Raw genomic sequence first — 19660 nt, 5'->3', positions numbered from 1 at the left:
GATGACCGACGACACGCGACCCACGACCCCGCTCGACCCCGTGCTCGACGGCACTTGGGAGCCCGGGACATCCGGCGCAGACAGCCGGGCGGAGACCCCCGTCACCGAGCTCATCCCACCCGCCGCGCCCCTGCCCCGACCGCGCGTGCGCTGGGGCGCGATCATCTGGGGTCTCGTGCTCGCCGGCATCGCCGCCGGCACGCTCTGGATCGTCCTCGACCCCGCGCTGCGCGACGACGTGTCGGAATGGTGGTTCGCGCTGACGCCCGCCGGCATGCTGCTCGCCGCGCTCGTCGCGGTCGGCGGGCTGCTGCTCATCGCCGGGATCGCGGGCCTCGCCCGCCGCGCCTCCCGCTCGCGCTGACCGCGCCGGGCGGTTCGGCCGGGGCCGCCCGTCAGGCGCGACTCAGGATGAGGAACGTCAGGTAGGCCACGTACGCCGCGACCATGAACACGCCCTCGCCGCGCGAGACCCGACGGCCCGACAGCATGAGCGGCGCCAACGCGAACGACACCGCCACCATGATCGGCAGGTCGATGAGCACGAGTTCGGGCTCGATCGGCACGGCGCCGGGCGCCACGAGGAGCGTGATGCCGAGGATGATGGTCAGGTTGTAGATGCTCGACCCGATCAGGTTGCCGATGGCGATGTCGCGTTCGCCGCGGATCGTCGAGATGATCGTCGTCGCCAGTTCGGGCGCGCTCGTGCCGATCGCGACGATCGTGAGCCCGATGAGCGCATCGGACACGCCGAGCGCGCTCGCCACCTCGACCGCGCCGTCGACGAGCCAGTCGGCGCCGAGGATGGTCACGCCGATGCCCGCGAGCAGCACGATCGCCTGCATGATCGTCGAGCGCACGGTGTGCACGGTACGGGTCGTCGCGGCCTCGGGCGCCCCGGCCTCGGCCTCGGCCTCGGCCGGATACTCCTCGGCGAACTCGGCGACGACGAAGGCGCTCTCGCGGCGGGTCCAGCGCATGAGCAGCAACGTGTAGACGATCGCGAAGAGCACGAGCGGCGCGCCCTCCCACACCTCGAGCACCCCGTCGGCCGCGAAGAAGTACAGCAGCAGGGCGGCGCCGCCCATCATCGGCAGGTCGAGCCGCAGCGTCTGCAACCCCACCGACAGCGACCGGATCGCCGCCGAGAGCCCCAGGATGAGCAGGATGTTCACCACGTTGGTACCGGCGATGTTGCCGATGGCGAGGGATCCGGCGCCGACTCGCACCGAGTCGATGCCGACCGCCAGCTCGGGCAGGCTCGTGCCGATCGACACGACGGTGAGCCCCACCACGATGGGCGGGATCCCGAGCCGTCGCGCGAGCCGCGCGCCCGCGCGGACCACCAACTCGGCCCCGAACACCAGGGCGACGAGGCCGAGGATGAGCCAGACGACGGCGGGCATGCGCCCAGACTATGGGGCGGAAGCCGCTCGATTCACCCCCACCCCCACCCGCCCCGCCGCGCCCGACCAGCCCCGGCTGCACGCAATTCAGGTCGGGAGGGCGTGTCGCGTGCGAAATGCGGGCTGGATGCGCCGCGACACACCTCCGAACCTGAATTGCGTACAGCCGGGGCGCGGCGGGCCGCGGCGGGCGGCGGGCGGCGGGCGGCGGGCGGGGGGGTCAGTCGACCGGGATCAGGGTGTACTTCGTGTCGAGGAACTCGTGGATGCCCTCGAACCCGCCCTCGCGGCCGAGGCCCGACTGCTTCACCCCGCCGAACGGCGCCGCCGCGTTCGACAGCACCCCGACGTTGAGGCCCATCATGCCGGTGTCGAGCCGGTCGATCATGCGGTGGCCGCGCGCGAGGTCCTGCGTGAACACGTACGACACCAGCCCGAACTCGGTGTCGTTCGCGATGCGCACCGCGTCGTCCTCGTCGGCGAACGTGGTGATCGCGAGCACGGGGCCGAAGATCTCCTGACGCAGGATCTCGCTGCCGGGCACGACGCCGGTGACGACGGTCGGCTGGTAGAACGAGCCCTCGCTTTCGACGCGGTTGCCTCCGACGGCGACGGATGCTCCGCGCGAGACCGCGTCGGCGACGAGCTCCTCGGCCTTGGCCACCGCGTCGTCGTCGATGAGCGGCCCGATCTGCACCCCCTCCTCGGTGCCGCGCCCGACCTTCATCGACCGCACCCGCTCGGCGACCCGGCGCGCGAACTCGTCCGCGACCGACTCGTGCACGATGAACCGGTTGGCGGCGGTGCACGCCTGCCCGATGTTGCGGAACTTCGCGACCATCGCGCCCTCGACGGCCTTGTCGAGGTCGGCGTCCTCGAAGACGACGAACGGCGCGTTGCCGCCGAGCTCCATGCTGGTGCGCAGAATCCCCTGCGCCGCCTGCTGCATGAGCGTGCGGCCGACCTCGGTCGACCCGGTGAAGCTGAGCTTGCGCAGGCGCGGGTCGGCGATGATCGGGCCCGACAGGGCGCCCGACTTCGACGTCGTCACCACGTTGACGACGCCCTTGGGCAGCCCGACCTCCTCGAGCAGCTGCACGAACGCGATCGTGGTGAGCGGGGTGAGGGCTGCGGGCTTGACGACGACGGTGCATCCGGCGGCGAGCGCGGGCGCGATCTTGCGCGTCGCCATCGCGAGCGGGAAGTTCCACGGCGTGATGAAGTAGCACGGCCCGACCGGTCGCTGCGAGACGATCATGCGCCCGGTGCCCTCGGGGTTGAGCCCGTACCTCCCGTGGATGCGCACCGCTTCCTCGCCGAACCAGCGCAGGAACTCGCCGCCGTAGGCGACCTCGCCGCGCGCCTCGGCGAGCGGCTTGCCCATTTCGAGCGTCATGAGCAGCGCGAACTCCTCTTTGCGCGCCATGAGGGTGTCGAACGCGCGGCGCAGCAGTTCGCCGCGCTCGCGGGGCGGGGTCGCGGCCCACGACGCCTGCGCGGCGACGGCGGCGTCGAGGGCGCGGATGCCGTCGGCGGGCGTGGCATCCGCGATCTGCTTGATGATGCGGCCGGTGGAGGGGTCGCGCACCTCGAGGGTGCCCCCGCCCTCGGCGTCGACCCACTCGCCGTCGATGAAGAGGCCGGAGGCGACTCGGTCGAGGACGTCGGTTTCGGTGGCTTCGTTGCTCATGCTGTTCCGTTCTGTGGGGTCGGACACGCCCAGTCTGCTCCGGGCGGTGGTCGGATGCCACGGGCTTGCGCCCGCGACGCGGTGGTCGGATGCTGCGGGCTCGCGCCCGCGAGGTGTGCGGTCGGCGCTCAGGCCGCAGCGAGCCCGTCGGCGACGACGCCGAGGCCGTCGAGCAGCAGCTCGTCGGGGATCGTGAGCGGCGGCAGGAACCGGATCACGTTGCCATACGTGCCGCAGTTCAGCAGTACGACGCCGTTCGCGTGCGCGTGGGCCACGACCTTCGCGGTGAGCGCGGCGTCGGGCGCGCCGGTCTCGGGGTCGACGAGTTCGATCGCGACCATCGCGCCGCGCCCGCGCACCTCGCCGATGCGCGGGTCGTCGGCGGCGAGCCGGCCGAGCCGGTCGTGCAGCAGGTCGCCGATGCGCTGCGCGCGCTCGATGAGCCCGTCGTGCTCGTAGGCGTCGAGGGTCGCGAGCGCTGCGGCGCACGCGAGCGGGTTGCCGCCGTACGTGCCGCCGAGACCGCCGGGCATCGCGGCGTCCATGATGTCGGCGCGGCCGGTGACCGCGGACAGCGGCAGGCCGCCGGCGATGCCCTTCGCGGTGACGACGAGGTCGGGGACGAGCCCGTCGTGCTCGCTCGCGAACCAGGCGCCGGTGCGGGCGAACCCGGTCTGCACCTCGTCGGCGATGAAGACGACGTCGTTCGCGCGCGCCCAGTCGGCGAGCGCGGGCAGGAACCCGGGCGCCGGCACGATGAACCCGCCTTCGCCCTGGATGGGCTCGATCAGGATCGCCGCGAGGTTCTCGGCGCCGACCTGCTTCTCGATCTGCGTGATGGCGCGGGCTGCGGCCTCGGGGCCGGTGAGCCCGCCGTCGCGCAGCGGGTAGGACATCGGCGCGCGGTACACCTCGGGGGCGAACGGGCCGAAGCCGCTCTTGTACGGGATGTTCTTCGCGGTGAGGCCCATGGTGAGGTTGGTGCGGCCGTGGTACGCGTGGTCGAACGCGACGACGGCCTGGCGGCCGGTGAACCGGCGCGCGATCTTCACCGCGTTCTCGACCGCCTCGGCGCCCGAGTTGAACAGCGCCGACCGCTTCGCGTGGTCGCCCGGGGTGAGCGCGTTCAGCCGTTCGGCGACGGCGACGTACCCCTCGTAGGGCGCGACGGTGAAGCAGGTGTGCGTGAACGCGGCGAGCTGGGCGGCGACCGCTTCGACGATGCGCGGGTGCGCGTTGCCGACGCCGGTGACCGCGATGCCCGATCCCAGGTCGATGAGCGAGTTGCCGTCGGCGTCGACGACCACGCCGCCGCCCGCGGCGACCACGGCGACGGGAATGGTGGTGCCGACGCCGGCGGCGACCGCGTCGGCCTTGCGGGCGAGCAGCTCCTGCGAGCGCGGCCCCGGGATGGCGGTGACGAGCCGGCGCTCCTGCGGCAGCGCGGGGCCTCCGGTCTCGACTCTGGCGATGACGGATGCTTCGACGAGGGTCATGGCGGCTCCAACTCGGTGGCGGATCGGGCACTGACCGGATCCGGCGCGACGCGCCCCGCGAACGCTGCGGGACGCGGGCCATGCTAGGTCGGGCGACACCGGATGCCTCAGCGCCCGCGTGTACACTCGGGCCCACATCACTCGCCACCGCGTACAGCATCGTGCGCGCGCACCGCCGGAGGCCGACGATCCTTCCCACCGTGCAGACCCTGCTGAACCGCCGCGAGCTCGCACTCGACGTCCTCGTCCCCGGCGACCCCGACCGGCTCGAGGCCCCCGTCCGCTGGGCGCACTCGTCCGACCTGCCCGACCCCACGCCCTTCCTCGGCGCCGGACAGGTGCTGCTCACCACCGGCACCCAGTTCGACGGCGCATCCGATGCGTTCGCGACCGAGTACGTCGCCCGGCTCGTCGCAGCGGGGGTGGTGGGCCTCGGCTTCGGCACCGAGGTCATCCGGGCGGGCACGCCCGAACCGCTCGTGGCGGCATGCGGCGCGCACGGGTTGCCGCTGTTCGAGGTGCCGTACCGCACCCCGTTCATCGCCATCGCCCGGCTCGTCGCCGACCTCGTCGCCGAGGACACGTACGCACGTCAAGCCTGGGCGCTCGCCGCGCAGCGGGCGATCTCGCTCGCCGCGCTGCGCCCCGACGGGCTGAGCGCCATCCTCGCCGAACTGTCGCAGCAACTGGGCGCGTGGGTGGGGCTCATCGACGCGGGCGGCGCGCTGGACCGGGAGTTCCCGCCCGGCGGGCTGGGTGCGAGCGTCGCCGGCAGCGGAGCATCCGGTTCCGTGCCCTTCTCGCGAGACGCCCCGCCGGAACCCGCGCCCGATGCCGCGCCGGGCGCCGCGGCCGATCCGCTCGACGCCGTGCTCGCCGCCGCCCGCGACCTGCTGCGCCGCGGCCGCCGCGCCAGTCGCTCGGTCGACGCGGGCGAACCCGTCACCCTGCAGACCCTCGGCAGCGGCGGGTCGCTGCGCGGCGTGCTCGCGATCGGCGACTCCCCCGAGCTCGACGACGCCGGCCGCGAGGTCGTCACCGCAGTGCTCGCCCTCGCAGGACTCGCGCTCGAACAGCACCGCGATCTCGACCGGGCCAGGGGGCACCTGCGATCGGGCCTGGTGCGGAGCATCCTCGCCGGCGATCTCGACCTCGCCGCGCAGGTCGCCGCGGAGATGTGGGGGCCGCTGCCCGCCGCGCCCGTGCGCGTCGCCGTCGTGGAGGCCGCCGCCGAGCACGCCGACCGCCTCGCCGAACGCCTCGAGCTGCGCGCCGACGCCCGCGGCGGCCGGCTGTTCTTCGGCCGCATCGCCGACGGGTTCACCGTGCTCGTCGAGGACGCCGACGCGACGGACCTCGCCGCCGACCTCGCCGCCGAGTTCGACGCCGCGATCGGGCTCTCCGATCCGGTCGGCTACGACCGCATCGCACCCGCGCACGAGCAGGCGCTGCGCGCGCACGAGCGGGCCGTCGAGGCCGGCCCCGGCACGATCGTGCGCTTCGAGGAGGTGAGCCGGCAGGGCGTGCTCGCGTTCCTCGCGCGGACCGACGCGCGCGCGGTGGCCCTCGCGACCCTCGACCCGCTCGTCGCCCACGACGCCGCGAACGGCACCGCGCTCGTTCCGACCGTACGCACCTGGCTCGCCTGCGGCGGTCAGTTCGACCGCGCCGCGCAGGAGCTCGGCGTGCACCGCCACACGGTGCGCGCCCGCATCGCGCTCGCCGAACGTCTTCTCGGACGCGACCTCTCGGGCTTCCACGCGAAGGCCGACCTCTGGGCCGCCCTGCTCGCCGTCGACTGAGCGGATCTTCGCCGGCATCGTCTCGACCGGTCGCGACGAGATCCGCGAGACCCACGTGCCGGTCTTCGAGAAGTGGCAGCGCCAAGGGCGCTCGCATCCGGCACGACAAGGTGCAGACCTTCGTCATGGTGCGCGACGGCGACACGTGGTCGTGCACGTCGTTCCAGAACACGAAGAAGAACCGTCTGTTCATCGCCGTGAACCGCCGCTCGCTCGACGCCGCGCGCTGACCGCGCACCGGCTCGATTCCCAGTTCGTGCGTGCGCGCCGGTGCCGCTCCGCCGTACGCTGGGAGGAGCGGAAGGGGGATCCGATGCACGCGACGATCGGCGACCGAATCGTCATCCACGGCAAGCAGGTCGGCCAGGCCGACCGGCACGGCGAGGTGCTCGAGGTGCGGGGCGAAGACGGCGGCCCGCCCTACTTCGTGCGGTTCGACGACGGCCACGAGACCCTGCTCTACCCCGGCACGGACTGCGAGCTCGAGCACGCGACGGGCGCCTGAGGCATCCGACCTCGTCCTGCGCGGCGCTAGCGTGGAACCCATGTTCCACTCCTACGCGGCCATCGGCGACAGCTTCACCGAGGGCGTCGGCGACGAGCTGCCCGACGGCAGCGTGCGCGGCTGGGCCGACCTCGTCGCGATCGGGCTCGCGCGCGCCGCGCACGAGCCGATCCGGTACGCGAACCTCGCGATCCGCGGCCGCAAGCTCGGCCCCATCGTCGAGGAGCAGCTCGAGGCGGCGATCGCCCTGCGGCCCGAGGTGATCAGCTTCAACGGCGGCGGCAACGACATGCTGCGCCCACGGATGCCCGAGGAGCGGGTCGCCGAGCGGTTCCGCTCCGCCGTGCACCGCATCCGCGACGAGGGCATCCACGTGCTCATGCTGAGCGGCGCCAACCCGACCGAGCACCTGCCGCTCGGCACCGTGTTCGACGCCCGCGGCGCCCGCCTCACCGCGAAGCTCGTCGACCTCGCCTCACTCGACGGCGTCACGTTCGTCGACAACTTCAACGATCGCGGGCTGCGAGACATCCGGTACTGGTCGCCCGACAAGCTGCACCTGAACTCGCTCGGCCACGCGCGCGTCGCGAGCAACGTGCTCACCGCGATCGGCGTGCCGGTGCCGCCCGAGTGGGGCGTCGAGGAGGTTGCGGCCGCACCGCCCGGCCCGCGCAGCCGCAACACGGCCGCGTACTACCGCGAGTTCGTGCTGCCGTGGATCGGGCGCCGCCTCACCGGCCGCTCGTCGGGCGACGGGCGTTCGGCCAAGCGCGCGACCCTCGAACCGGTCGAACCGTAGGGGCGGCGGGCGGGGCGCACGTCGGCGGGGCGGCGCTCACGCGCCCACGCGGTCGCGCGGCGCGGCCGCGACGGGTTCGGGCGCCGGCGCCATCACGACGATGAAGAACGTCGCGAGCGGCCCGATGAGCAGCGAGCCGAGGAACCATCCGAAGCGGGTGCGGTTCTTCTGCTCGGCGAGGCCGGCGTTCACGAGGGCGAGCGTCAGCCAGCCGCCACCGCCGGCGAGCCACGATTGATCCATTCGGGCACGCTATCAGCGGCCCGGCCCGACGAACGGATGCCTCGCTACGCCGGCTGCAGCACCCCCTCGACGAACGCCAGCGTGCGCCGGCGCAGCCCGGCCACCCGCATGTCCTCGGTGACCTTGCGCACCTCGGCGGGCGCGAGCGGCGGGTGCAGGCGCACATTCTCCTGGCAGGACAGGTCGGCGCACAGGTAGGTGCCGACCGTGTCGCCGCGCTCCCCCGCCTCGCCGACGCGTCGCGCCGAGAACATCGTCACCTGGTCGGCGGGCTGCTGCGTGTGGCAGAGGTTGCAGATCGCCGCACGGAACCGCGACCCGCCGCCGTTGGCTGCCCGCAGCACCAGCCCGACGGCGCGTTCGTCGATCAGGGTCACGAGGTATCCGCGGTGCCGGAACCGCCGGTCGCGCCACGCGAGCGCGTCGACGCGATCCCAGTCGAGCACGAGGCGTTCGATCGGCAGTTCGAGCTGTTCGAGCTCGAGGTCGGTCGCGTTCACGAACGACTCCCTGATCTCGTCTTCTCCCAGCGGTCGCATGCCTCCCCTTCCGACGATCCGTCCAGTGTAGGCACGCGTGTCAGTGGGCGTGCGGGGGCGCGGGCGGCGGGGCCGGGGGGTCAGCCGTGCAGCAGTGAGGGTCGCGGGCGATCGTCGGCGACGGGGCGCCAGCCGCCGGGCGTGCGGAGGTACTCGGCGCGCGGGCCCTCGGCGACGATCCGGGCGAGTGCATCGACGAACCGGTCGACGTCGCCGGAGGACGAGCCGACCCCGATCGAGGCCCGCAGCCCGTTCGCGCGCGTCGCGATGCGGTCGAAGAACGGATGGGCGCAGAACCTCCCGGCGCGCACCGAGATGCCGTGCTCGGCCGCGAGGGCCGCGGCCACCAGGCCCACCGACCCGCGTTCGAGCTCGACGGTGACGATGCCGACGTGCTCCGCGGCATCCGCGAAGCCGCGCACCGCGCGCACGCCCGCGACCTCGGCGATGCCGTCCGCGAGCCGGGCGGTCAGAGCGGCCTCGTGCGCGTCGCGCACGCCGGGTGCGGATGCCTCGATCTCGGCGAGCGCGTCGAGGGCGAGCGCCAGCGCGGCGATGCCGAGCACGTTCGGCGTTCCGGCCTCGTGGCGGTCGGGCGACGGATGCCACGCCACCGCGCCGGCCGCGACGTGCGACACCGCCCCGCCGCCGGCCAGGTACGCGGGGGCGACGTCGAGCCAGTCGCGACGGCCGACGAGCACCCCGGCCCCGTACGGCGCGTACGCTTTGTGCCCCGAACACGCGAGGTAGTCGGCGCCCGATGCGGCCAGGTCGATCGCCCGGTGCGGCACGAGCTGCGCGGCGTCGACCGCGAGGCGTGCGCCGTGCGCGTGGGCGAGCTCGGCGATGCGGTCGATCGGCAGCACCTCGCCGGTCACGTTCGATGCCCCGGTCACGCTGACGAGTGCCGCCGCCCGGCTGCCGAGTTCGCGGTCGAGGGCCTCGAGTGTCTCGGCGATGGTGGGCGCGCCGACCACGAGCCGGCGCTGCCGCCACGGCAGCAGGTTGGCGTGGTGCTCGATGTCGAGCACGACGACGTCGCCCGGCACGGCGCTCGCGAGCAGGTTGAGCGCGTCGGTGGTGTTGCGGGTGAACACGACGACGTCGTCGTCGCGGGCGCCGAGCCGAGCGGCGACGGTGCGCCGCGCCTCTTCGACGAGCTCGGTCGCGAGCTCGGACGGGTAGCCGGTTCCGCGATGCACGCTGGAGTACCAGGGCCCCAGCGCCTCGACGCGCGCCGCGACGTCGGCGAGCGCGGGCGCCGACGCGGCGAGGTCGAGGTTCGCGTGCCGCACCTGCCCGCCTCCGAGCACGGGCACCTCGAGGCCGGCGTCGACGAGTGCAGCGAGCGGGTCGACCCGCGTCGGCGCGACGGGTCGCCCGGCGGATCGGCCGGCGAGGGCGGTGGTCATGGCGAAACGGTACGGATGCCCCGCATCCGCCTCAATCCCCTCGCGACCGACGCCGTCACGGCGCGACACACTCCGCAACACGCGCTCCGCGGCATCCGTCGCTACGACTGAGGAACCCCCGTGAGGAAGCCGCGGTCGCGCGCGGCGGCGTGGACGTTCTCGGGTCGGGCGAGGCCGAGTCGCTCGCGCAGTGTGATCGGGCGGGCATCGGATGCCTCGTCGGCGGGTTCGGGGAACACCCCGAGCCGGCGCAGCTCGGGCACGACCCCGGTGGCGAACGCCTCGAACTGGGCGGGCTGCGTGGCGCTCAGCACGTTGAACCCGTCGACCGCCTCGGCCTCGGCCCACCCGGCGAACTCGGCGGCGATCTCGGCCGCGCTGCCCACCACCATGGACGCGTTCACGGATGCTGCGGCGACCAGGTGCCGCAGCGTCGGGGGGCGCTCCCCGCCGACGAGCCGGCCGGTGCGCTCCGCGACGATCTCGACGAGCTCCTCGCCGACCGGGGTGAAGGCGGCGACGAGGTCGGCGGTCACCGCGCGGTCGGGGGTGAGCCCCGCGAGGTCGACGCCGACCACGCCGGCGAGGTGCGCGAGCGACCGGTTCGCGGGGAACACCGGCGGCGGGGCATCCGGCCAGTCCTCGGCGACCTGGATGAGCTCGCTCAGCCGGTCGGCGATCTGCTGGGCGTGCTCGCGCGTCTCGCCGACGATCGGCAGCACGGGTGCGATGACCTTCAGCGTGCGGTCGTCGCGGCCGGCCTCGAAGGCGAGCGCGCGCAGGTCCTCGCGGACCGCGGACGCCTGCTCGCGCCCCGACACCGCCACGAGCGCGAGGTCGGCGTACTGGGCCGCGAACAGACGCGCGCGCGGCGAGGCGCCGGCGTGCACGATCGGCAGGTGGCCCTGCACGGGCCGCACCGCGTTCAGCGGACCGGTGACGCTCAGGTGCTCGCCGTGGAAGTCGGTCGGGTGGAGCTTGTCGGGGTCGAGGTAGACCCCGCGTTCGGCGTCGGCGACGATCGCGTCGTCCTCGAACGAATCCCACAGTCGGCGCAGCACCTGGTCGAATTCGACGGCCCGGTCGTACCGCGCGTCGTTCGCGGCGTGGAAGTCGAGACCGAAGTTGCCGGCGGCGCGCGGCTCGGCGCCCGTGACGAGGTTGAGGCCGGCGCGCCCGTCGCTCAGCACGTCGATCGAGGCGGTCGCGCGGGCGAGCGCGTACGGGTCGGAGTACGTCGTGTCCGCTGTGGCGATCAGCCCGATGCGCCGGGTGATGCCCGCCAGGAACGTGATCGCCGAGAGCGGGTCGATGCGGGCGACGAGGTACGGGTCGCGGTACTCGAGGTCGTGCCCCGTCGCGAGCCAGTCGCCGAAGAACAGGTAGTCGAGGCCGGCCTGCTCGGCGACCTCGGCGGTGCGCCGCAGCACCGCGGCGTCGCCGCGCGGATCGCGATGCGCCCCCGGGTACCGCCACCCCGACGGGTAGGCGCCGATCGTGCGGACCATCGCACCGATGATGAGTCGTGGCATGGCTGACCTCCTCTGCTGAAGGTAGGAAGCGGCATCCGCTCGCGCGACCCCCGGCTGTCACACACGGGAACCAGACGCCATACGACGTGACACGGCGTCATCCGACGCCATACCCGCGCGGGGTGCGACGATGCGCGGGTGGGGCGGTGACCCCTTGCAGAAATTCATCAAGCGGTGAATAATCATGGCCATGCGCGCCGTGATGCTCAAGGAATTCCAGGAACTCCGCCGCGATCACCGCACCCTCGCGATGCTGATCGTGCTGCCGATCCTGCTGCTGGTGATCTTCGGCTACGCCGCGAACTTCACCGTCGACACGCTGAAGGTGGTCGTCGTCGGCAGCGAGGCATCCGACGCCGAAGACCTGATCGGCGACAGCGACGACCTGAGCGACCACCTCGAGATCATCGACACCGCCGCCGACGGCACCGCCGACGACGCCGAGGAGGCGCTGCGCGACGACCGCGCCGATGTCGCGATCGTCGCCGACGGCGGCGAATGGCAGGTGCTCGTCGACGGCTCCAACCTGTTCGCCGCGCAGTCGGCGCTCACCCTGTTCGCCCAGGCGAAGGGGGCGTTCGCCCAGCAGGCCGCGCAGGCCCAGGCGCAGGGGCAGCAGGCGGCCGTGCCGACCGTGGAGACCGAGGTGCTGTTCAACCCCGACCTCACCACCTCGTGGGTGATGATCCCGGCGATCATCGGCCTCATCCTGACCTTCATCGGCACGGTCATCACGAGCATCGGCCTGGTCCGCGAGCGCGAAGCTGGCACCCTCGAACAGCTCGCGGTGATGCCGCTGAAGGCGAGCGGAGTCATCCTCGGCAAGATCACGCCGTACTTCCTGCTCGCGAGCTTCGACATGGCGCTCATCACCGTGCTCGGCATCCTGCTGTTCGACGTGCCGTTCAACGGCTCGGTGCTCATCTTCATCGTCGGCGCCGCACTGTTCCTGTTCGTCGTGCTCGGCATCGGCGTGCTCATCTCGTCGGTGTCGCAGACCACCGGCCAGGCGATCCAGCTCGCGCTCATGACGCTGCTGCCGCAGATCCTGCTGTCGGGCATGATCTTCCCGCTCGACGCGATGGCGGCCGGTGTCCGGTGGATCGGGTACCTGCTGCCGCTCACGTACTTCACGATGGTGTCGCAGGGGGTCATGATCCGCGGCGCCGAGTGGGATGCGCTGTGGCTGCCGCTCACCGTGCTCGCCGTGATGGCGGTGGTGGTCTTCGGGCTCGCGGTGGTGCGGCTGCGGCGCAGCATCTCGCCGGTCGCGCCGCGCGCGAAGCGCGGCACGGACGTCGGCCACGGGCAGCACGCGAAGGCGGGTGCGTGATGCAGCGGCGGATGCCACGGGGCGGCGCCGGGGCGGCAGGCATCGCGGTCGAGGCCGTCACGGTCGACTTCGGCGCGACGCGCGCGCTCGACGGGGTCTCGCTGGACGTGCCGCGGGGCGAGGTGACCGCCGTGGTGGGCGGCGACGGCGCGGGCAAGTCGACGCTGCTGCGGGTGTTCGCGAACCGGGTGCGCCCCGGCACCGGATCGGTGTCGACCCTGCCTCGCGAGCACATCGGGTACCAGCCTGCGACCTCGGGCGTGTGGGCGAACCTCAGCGTCCGGCAGAACCTCGAGTTCGTGGGCCGGTCGTACGGCATGTCGGCACGGGACATCCGTTCGCGTGGCGACGAACTCCTCGAACGCGCCGCCCTCGCCGACGCACGCGACCGCCTCGGCCGGGCACTGTCGGGCGGTATGCGGCAGAAGCTCGGGTTCGTGCTCGCGATGCTGCACTCCCCCGAGCTGGTGCTGCTCGACGAACCGTCGACCGGCGTCGACCCGGTCAGCCGGGTCGAGCTGTGGCGGCTCATCTCGGGCATCGCGACCGACGGCACCGCGGTGCTGATGGCCACCACCTACCTCGACGAGGCGCAGCGCGCGGCGTCGGTGCTCGCGCTCGACGGCGGGCGGGCCATCGCCGACGGCACGCCCGACGAGATCATCGCCGGCGTGCCGGGCACGATCGTGGAGCTGCCCGACGAGGCTCCCGCGGGGCCCACGTCGTGGCGGCGGGGCATCCGTCGTCATGCCTGGGCGGCGGCCGGAGCGGCCGAGCCAGCCGGTGCGACCGCCATCGCGACGCCCGACCTCGAGGACGCGCTCATCGCGCTGACGCTCGCCGCCGCCCCGCCATCGCCCGCCGAGCCCGTCGAAGCGAGACCGGCCCCGCCAAAGCTCGCTGAGCCCGTCGAAGCGAGACCGGCCCCGCCAAAGCTCGCTGAGCCCGTCGAAGCGAGACCGGCCCCGCCTACGCTCGCTGAGCCCGTCGAAGCGAGACCGGCCCCTTCCCTTCGACAAGCTCAGGGAGCTTCCCTTCGACAAGCTCAGGGAGCTTCCCTTCGACAGGCTCAGGGAGCGATCGCCGAGGCCCGCCATGTCACCCGGCGGTTCGGCGGCGACGTCGCGGTCGACGACGTGTCGCTCGATGTGCGGCCCGGCGAGATCCTCGGCCTGATCGGGGCGAACGGCGCCGGGAAGACGACGTTCCTGCGCATGCTCATCGGACTCGAACGCCCCGACGAGGGCGAGGTCGAGCTGTTCGGCACGCCGCCCGACGACGCTGCGCGCCGCCGCATGGGGTACGTGCCGCAGGGGCTCGGGCTGTTCCGCACCATCACGGTCGCGCAGAACGCCGAGTTCGCGGCGCGGGTCTACGGCACCGGCCGCATCGGCCTGCCGCCGTCGCTCGCCGACGTGTCGGGTGCCGTCGTGAACGACATCGGGTTGGGCCGGCAGCGTCAGCTCGCATTCGCCCTCGCGCTCGGCCACGAGCCCGAGCTGCTCGTGCTCGACGAGCCGACGTCGGGCGTCGACCCGCTCGCGCGCGCCCGGCTCTGGGATGTCATCCACGAGCAGGCGTCCGCCGGGCGCGGTGTCATCGTCACCACGCACTACCTGCAGGAGGCCGAGCAGTGCACCCGGCTCGCGCTGATGGCGCACGGCCGGCTGCTCGGCGTCGGCTCGGTCGCCGATCTCACGTCGGGCACCTCCGCGGTGCTGGTGCGATCGGATGCCTGGCAGCAGGCGTTCACCGCACTCGGCGACGCCGGGCTGCCGACGATGCTGAGCGGTCGCGACATCCGGGTCGCCGGCGTCCCAGGCGAGCGGGTGCGCGAGGTGCTCGCTGCGGCGGATGTCGCGGCATCCGTCGACCCGGTCGAGCCCACCCTGGAGGAGACCATGGTGCTGCTCGACCGCGACGCCGCGGGCGCCTCGGCCGCGGCCGGGGGCACCGGGCGGTCCGGGGAGCACGCGGCATGATCGGCCGCCGGCGCGGCGCGTCGACGACCCGCGAAGACCTCATCGCCGCCGCGCGTGTGGAGTTCGCCGAGCACGGCGTCGACGGCGCGACGACCCGGCGCATCGCCGCACGCGCGGGCGTCGACCCGGCGATGATCGCCCACCATTTCGGCTCGAAGGACGGCCTGTGGCAGGCGGTGCTCGACTTGCCCCTCGACCCGGTGAAGGTGCTCGAACCGTTGCGCGAGGTCGCCCCCGAGGACGCCGGACGTGCGCTCGTGGCGACGCTCATCAGCACCTGGGACTCGCCGATGGGCGGCGCGCTGATGGCGGTCTTCCGCAGCGCCCTGCGCAATCCGGGATTCGCCGCGCAGGCACGCGACTTCGTCGTCGGCCGGGCCATCCTTCCGTTCACCCGGCGGGTCGCGCCCGAGCCCGACGGCGCCCGCGCCGCCGAGCGCGCCTCGCTGGTCGCGAGCCAGGTGGGCGGGCTCATGATGGCCAGGTACGTCCTGCGCATCGAACCCCTCGCCTCCGCCGACCACGAGTGGGTGATCGACCGGATCGGGCCGGCCGTGCAGCACTACCTGACCGGGCCGCTGCCCGACTGACCCCCGCGACGCGGTGGCGGTCGCGCGGTGATGCGCTGCCGCTGGGCGGGCGGTGCGCTCAGGTCCAGTCGCGCGCGCTGCGGGCAGCCCAGTAGTCGTCGGGCTGCTCGGCGGGCGCCGCTGGGCCGGCGAGCGCGCGCTGCGCGCGTTCGCCGGGCGCCCGCGACGCGAGATTCGAGTCGAGTTGGGCCGGCGTGACCGCTCCGCTCAGCACGACGTCGGCCCACGGCTCGGACCGCGCGGCCCCGATCGCGAACGCGTCGAGGGTCTGCCCGTCGGCGTCCGCGAGCGAGGCGAGCTGCGCCCGTGCGGACGGCGCCGACGCCTGAATCGCCGCGGCCGACTCCGGCACTGATGCGCCCCTGGCATCACTCCCCGACATCTCCCCCACCGACTCCGGCACTGATGCGCCCCTGGCATCACTCCCCGACATCTCCCCCACCGACTCCGGCACTGATGCGTCCCTGGCATCACCCCCCGACATCTCCCCCACCGACTCCGGCACTGATGCGCCCCTGGCATCAGCCGGTGATGCCACACGCGCATCAGTGCCGGAGTCAATCGGATCGATGACGCCCGACCCGCCCGCCGGGGCGAGCCGACCGTTCGCGACCGCCTCCTTCACGACCACCAGCCAGCCCGCGTCGCGCGCCCGCGACAGCGCGGGGCCGGCTGACGGTTCGAGCAGATTCCAGGTCGCCTGCACCGCGCTGAACGGCGAGTCGGCGAGCTCGCGGGCCGCGTCGAGCGCGTCGCCCTGTCGCGGCCCGCTCGTCGAGATCCCCACGCGCACTCCGGATGCCGCGAGCTCGCGAAGCCGGTCGAGCAGCGCCGCGTCGCCGAGCGCCGGGCTGTCGGGCGTGAGCGAGTGGATGAGGTACACGTCGGGCGCACCGCCCAGCGCGGCGAGCGTGGCCGGCCACTGCCGCTCGAACATCGGCAGCGAGTGCTCCTTGCGCTCGTGCACCGGGGCGTCCATGCGCCACTCGCCGACGTACTCGTAGCCCCACTTCGACTCGATCGTGAGCGCGGTGCGGCGATCCGGGTGCGCCGCGAGCCACGACCCGAGGAATTCCTCGGCGAGGCCGTACGACCGCGCGGCGTCGATGAACCGGATGCCCCGCTCCCACGCCGCATCGAGCATCCGGTGGGCGCGCTCGCGCATCGCCGCGACGCTGCGGTCGGCGCCGAGATCGGCGGAGCGGTGCGTCGTGATGTACGCCGGTCGGCCGAGGGCGGCCAGTCCGAGTCCGAGCGGGGCGAGCGCGGGTCGATCCATGGTCGGGATGCTACGCCCGAGCGCCGAACGCGCGGTCGCGCGGTCGCGCCCCGACGGTGCGTGCCGTTAGCGTGAGGCATGGTCTCGGGCTTCGTCGGATGGCACTTCCTCAGCATCGTGTTCGTGATGTTGCTGCTGGCGGGGGCCGGGGCCGGGGTCGCCGCGCTCCTGGTGACGCTCAGCCGACGGTCCGCTCCCCCGCAGCTGCCGACGGGGTCCGACCCGAACGCCGGCCCCGTCGCATCCGCCGCCCTGCCCCTGACGACCTCGGCGCGACTCGACGAACTCGACCGCCGGCTGCCTGCACAGGACGCGAGCACGGGGGTACGCGCTCGGCATGTGCTCGGCCCGGTGCTGACGGTGATGCTGACCTGCATCGCCTTACCGCTCAACCTCGCCGCGATGTACTGGCTCTCGATCAGCTTGCACGATTACGACAGCAGCGGCGCGGGCGGTCCGTTCCGGAGCTGCACCGGGGCGTCCACGGAATGCACGGGTATGAACCCGGTGGGCATCGTGCTCGCCAGCGCGGTGCTGATCGGCGTCGCGGTCGCCATCGGGCTGGCGGGTCAGGCGATCGCGGCGTATCCCGCGAAGAGACTCGGGCGCATCATCCTGGCTGCGGTGAGTGCCACGGTGACGCTGGCCGGCGCAGCCCTCGTCTGGCACCTGCTCACGCAGCCCCGATGATCGGGACATCCGGGTCCGTGTAGACCGCCCAGACCAGCCACGCGACCGGACCGATCCCACGCGCCTGGGCGATGGACTCGGGGGCTCCCCCCGACTGCTGGATCCGCCGCAGCGCACGATTCCACTCCTGTTCGAGCCGCGGTGCATCCGCCTCGTTCGGAATCAGTGCGGCCATCTGCGCCGCGGACTCCCGGATCTCTCGCTCGCGGGTGCGCAGTTCGGGCTCCGTGCGCGGCCGCCACCGGCGGAACCCACGCGCCGCCTCCCGCCGGCGCACACGATCGAGCTGCCAAGTGAGCACCACCAGCAGCACGAGGAGGACGCCCGCACCGATGAGCCAGGCGCCGAGCTGAGCCACGGTGAAACCTCGGTCGGCACCCCCGGCGATCAGGCGGAACAGGAATACACCGGCGAGAGCGACGGTCGTGATCGCCGAAAGGGCGGTCCGGTCGGCGGCGTGACCGCGTGCCGGCCTCAGCAGCAGCACGCCCAGGGCGGTCGCCGCGGCGATGCCGAGCGCGGGAAGCGCGATCAGCACCGCCGTCTGCGGGTCCATCCATCGTGTGCGCGGCCCGTACGGCCCCATCGGTGCGATGGCCACCACGGTAGAGAGCAGGCATACCGCGAACAGGATGCTCCAGAGCACCCGCCGCACGCGGTCCGGCGTGGCATCCGGTCCCGACGGGGTCGCGGCGCGCTCGTCCGCGAACCGCCGCCGGGCTGAACGGAGGGCACCGAGCCGGGGCAGCAGCTCGCGCCGCAGTTCGTCGTGCGATTCGATCGCCCGCCGCGCCGCGCCCGCAATGGCGAGGACCTCGTCGGGCGAACCCTTCAGGCGTACCGGCTCGGTGAGCGCACCCGCATCACGTCGCCTCATCACGCCAGACTACGGCCGCGGCCGTCGTGCAAGGCGTCCTCGAATCGGCGCCGGCCCGGGCCGGGCGCGCTATCTTCACGGCATGTGCCGGAACATCCATGTCCTTCACAACTTCGAGCCCGCCGCGACCGACGACGAGGTCTACACCGCCGCTCTGCAGTTCGTGCGCAAGGTGAGCGGATCGACCAAGCCGTCGAAGGCGAACGCCGAGGCGTTCGATCGCGCGGTCGCCGAGATCGCCCACATCACGCGCCACCTGCTCGACGACCTGGTCACGAACGCCCCGCCGAAGAACCGCGAGATCGAGGCGATCAAGGGGCGCGAGCGTTTCGAGAAGCGCATGGAACGCGAGGTCGCGGTGCGCACCGCGTCGTGAGGCCCTGGCGAAGCTCGAACGCATAATTCGTTGAATACACGTGCGCGCATCGAGTCTCGAGGGGCGCGGTACCCGACCGCTACTTGGTCTGGTTGGGATGGTGCCAGCACCGTCGCGCGCAGGTCGGTCCAGCCACGCTGTGCGGACGTCGAGGCGAACCTGATCTCGTACTCGCTCTTCTTCGTCGGACGTTCGACTCGTTCTGCTCTCGCCATGGGCTACGGGCGTTCCACCAACTCTGCCTCGTCCAGCCATTCGACTGGCGCGGCGTGGAGACCAGCCGCGATCGCGCTCGCAGTCTCCTGCCAGGCGATGAGTTCGGATGCCGCCAGGTGCGCCTGGCGCGTTGCGAACGATGCGCAGCAATTGCTCCCTGGCATCGGCCTCGCGCTTCGACATCAACACCAGGTCTTCACCATCGCGGCGCGTCACATCGACCGGATGATCCTCAGCCGCCGCGAACACCCGCGGAGCATTCCGGCTGAGGTCGGACGAATTGAAAGATCTCGACGGAAGGACGGCGGCAGACATGCGTTCATGTTTAGTTCAGAAGTACCTCTGAAGTACATCACGGGACGCGGAGTTCTCGGATGGGTTCGCGGCGTGCGGCGGCCAGGGCGGGGATGAGGGCCGCTGCAACCCCCACCGCGGTGGCGAGGGTGGCGACGCCGAGGGTGTACTCCCACCCGGGTTGCGGGTCGCCGGTTGCGGCGAGGGTTGCGTGTGCGACGGCTGATCCGATGATCGCGCCGGTTGCGGCCAGGAGCGCGGTCTGGGTGAGGAGGAGACCGACGATGAGGGCCCGGCTGGCGCCCAGGGCGCGGCGGCGGCCGAAGTCTTTGCGGCGGAGCATGACGATGCCGTAGAGGATCGCGCCGACCAGGATCGCGGTCAGCGCAAGGATCCCGAGGGTCAGGGTGTGCCCGTAGCCGCCGATCACGCAGGATGTTTACATGGCGCGCAACACGGGCGGGAAGCGGGCAGCAGCTGCCCTCGGTGAGCTGGTTGCGTAACCAATCTTCGGAGTAAGTTCGGAGTCCGCCGAAACAACACACCCGGTCAAGCCTCGAAAATGGCAGCTGACCGGGTGTTTCAGTAGCGAGGGCGGG

The 19660-nt window shown here is 72.8% G+C and carries 19 protein-coding genes; 9 read left to right on the top strand and 10 right to left on the bottom strand.

Annotated elements, in window-relative coordinates; all coding sequences use genetic code 11:
• Window position 1 precedes the first annotated feature (1 nt).
• Window positions 2-364, top strand: a complete 363-nt coding sequence (locus MTO99_RS17230; RefSeq protein ID WP_243555241.1) for a hypothetical protein — start codon at window positions 2-4, stop codon at window positions 362-364.
• A 31-nt stretch (window positions 365-395) separates the two neighbouring features.
• On the opposite strand, the gene MTO99_RS17225 is transcribed toward MTO99_RS17230, so the two are convergent.
• From MTO99_RS17225 to gabT, 3 genes are all read right to left on the bottom strand, one after another.
• Complete coding sequence (locus MTO99_RS17225) at window positions 396-1406, bottom strand: calcium/sodium antiporter (RefSeq protein ID WP_243555239.1); 1011 nt, start codon at window positions 1404-1406, stop codon at window positions 396-398.
• 220 nt (window positions 1407-1626) lie between these two features.
• Window positions 1627-3096, bottom strand: a complete 1470-nt coding sequence (locus tag MTO99_RS17220) for an NAD-dependent succinate-semialdehyde dehydrogenase (RefSeq protein ID WP_243555237.1) — start codon at window positions 3094-3096, stop codon at window positions 1627-1629.
• A 128-nt stretch (window positions 3097-3224) separates the two neighbouring features.
• Window positions 3225-4592, bottom strand: coding sequence for a 4-aminobutyrate--2-oxoglutarate transaminase (gene gabT / locus MTO99_RS17215; protein ID WP_243555224.1), 1368 nt, complete (start codon window positions 4590-4592; stop codon window positions 3225-3227).
• 200 nt (window positions 4593-4792) lie between these two features.
• Between gabT and MTO99_RS17210 the strand changes: the two genes are divergently transcribed.
• From MTO99_RS17210 to MTO99_RS17200, 3 genes are all read left to right on the top strand, one after another.
• Window positions 4793-6394: a PucR family transcriptional regulator gene (locus MTO99_RS17210; protein WP_243555208.1), complete on the top strand. Its 1602-nt coding sequence runs from the start codon at window positions 4793-4795 to the stop codon at window positions 6392-6394.
• Between the two features lie 313 nt (window positions 6395-6707).
• Window positions 6708-6899 (top strand): DUF1918 domain-containing protein, encoded by a 192-nt coding sequence (locus MTO99_RS17205; RefSeq protein ID WP_243555206.1) that lies wholly within the window; start codon window positions 6708-6710, stop codon window positions 6897-6899.
• A gap of 40 nt (window positions 6900-6939) precedes the next feature.
• The gene (locus MTO99_RS17200; RefSeq protein WP_243555204.1) at window positions 6940-7698 is read left to right on the top strand and encodes an SGNH/GDSL hydrolase family protein; all 759 of its coding nucleotides are present in this window, start codon (window positions 6940-6942) and stop codon (window positions 7696-7698) included.
• A gap of 36 nt (window positions 7699-7734) precedes the next feature.
• Here MTO99_RS17200 and MTO99_RS17195 read toward each other — a convergent pair whose 3' ends face one another.
• The 4 genes from MTO99_RS17195 to MTO99_RS17180 form a co-directional block, all read right to left on the bottom strand.
• Complete coding sequence (locus MTO99_RS17195) at window positions 7735-7941, bottom strand: hypothetical protein (RefSeq protein ID WP_243555201.1); 207 nt, start codon at window positions 7939-7941, stop codon at window positions 7735-7737.
• A gap of 44 nt (window positions 7942-7985) precedes the next feature.
• Window positions 7986-8480, bottom strand: a complete 495-nt coding sequence (locus tag MTO99_RS17190; protein ID WP_243555198.1) for an FBP domain-containing protein — start codon at window positions 8478-8480, stop codon at window positions 7986-7988.
• A gap of 80 nt (window positions 8481-8560) precedes the next feature.
• Entirely contained in the window at window positions 8561-9892 is a 1332-nt protein-coding gene (locus MTO99_RS17185) for an aminotransferase class V-fold PLP-dependent enzyme (protein WP_243555195.1), read from the bottom strand.
• Window positions 9893-9993: 101 nt separating this feature from the next.
• Window positions 9994-11424 (bottom strand): NtaA/DmoA family FMN-dependent monooxygenase, encoded by a 1431-nt coding sequence (locus tag MTO99_RS17180; RefSeq protein ID WP_243555192.1) that lies wholly within the window; start codon window positions 11422-11424, stop codon window positions 9994-9996.
• 190 nt (window positions 11425-11614) lie between these two features.
• On the opposite strand from MTO99_RS17180, the gene MTO99_RS17175 reads away from it, so the two are divergent.
• From MTO99_RS17175 to MTO99_RS17165, 3 genes are read left to right on the top strand one after another with little or no spacing between them, the layout of a single operon-like run.
• Window positions 11615-12757: an ABC transporter permease gene (locus MTO99_RS17175; RefSeq protein WP_243555190.1), complete on the top strand. Its 1143-nt coding sequence runs from the start codon at window positions 11615-11617 to the stop codon at window positions 12755-12757.
• Between the two features lie 11 nt (window positions 12758-12768).
• Window positions 12769-14739, top strand: a complete 1971-nt coding sequence (locus MTO99_RS17170) for an ATP-binding cassette domain-containing protein (RefSeq protein WP_243555188.1) — start codon at window positions 12769-12771, stop codon at window positions 14737-14739.
• Complete coding sequence (locus tag MTO99_RS17165) at window positions 14736-15329, top strand: TetR/AcrR family transcriptional regulator (protein ID WP_243555186.1); 594 nt, start codon at window positions 14736-14738, stop codon at window positions 15327-15329. The genes MTO99_RS17170 and MTO99_RS17165 overlap by 4 nt, the downstream gene beginning before the upstream one ends.
• Window positions 15330-15387: 58 nt before the next feature.
• Here MTO99_RS17165 and MTO99_RS17160 read toward each other — a convergent pair whose 3' ends face one another.
• Window positions 15388-16608, bottom strand: a complete 1221-nt coding sequence (locus MTO99_RS17160) for an aldo/keto reductase (protein WP_243555182.1) — start codon at window positions 16606-16608, stop codon at window positions 15388-15390.
• 78 nt (window positions 16609-16686) lie between these two features.
• Here MTO99_RS17160 and MTO99_RS17155 point away from each other — a divergent pair, with 78 nt between their 5' ends.
• Window positions 16687-17298: a hypothetical protein gene (locus tag MTO99_RS17155; RefSeq protein ID WP_243555179.1), complete on the top strand. Its 612-nt coding sequence runs from the start codon at window positions 16687-16689 to the stop codon at window positions 17296-17298.
• Here MTO99_RS17155 and MTO99_RS17150 read toward each other — a convergent pair.
• Window positions 17282-18175, bottom strand: coding sequence for a hypothetical protein (locus tag MTO99_RS17150; protein ID WP_243555176.1), 894 nt, complete (start codon window positions 18173-18175; stop codon window positions 17282-17284). The genes MTO99_RS17155 and MTO99_RS17150 overlap by 17 nt on opposite strands.
• A gap of 82 nt (window positions 18176-18257) precedes the next feature.
• Here MTO99_RS17150 and MTO99_RS17145 point away from each other — a divergent pair, with 82 nt between their 5' ends.
• Complete coding sequence (locus MTO99_RS17145; protein WP_243555173.1) at window positions 18258-18551, top strand: DUF2277 domain-containing protein; 294 nt, start codon at window positions 18258-18260, stop codon at window positions 18549-18551.
• 568 nt (window positions 18552-19119) lie between these two features.
• On the opposite strand, the gene MTO99_RS17135 is transcribed toward MTO99_RS17145, so the two are convergent.
• On the bottom strand, window positions 19120-19491 hold the full coding sequence (locus MTO99_RS17135; RefSeq protein ID WP_243555170.1) for an FtsX-like permease family protein: 372 nt from the start codon (window positions 19489-19491) through the stop codon (window positions 19120-19122).
• Between the last annotated feature and the right edge of the window lie 169 nt (window positions 19492-19660).

Source organism: Agromyces larvae (genome assembly GCF_022811705.1).
GTDB lineage: Bacteria > Actinomycetota > Actinomycetes > Actinomycetales > Microbacteriaceae > Agromyces > Agromyces larvae.
This window is presented reverse-complemented; position numbering and strand designations above follow the sequence as displayed.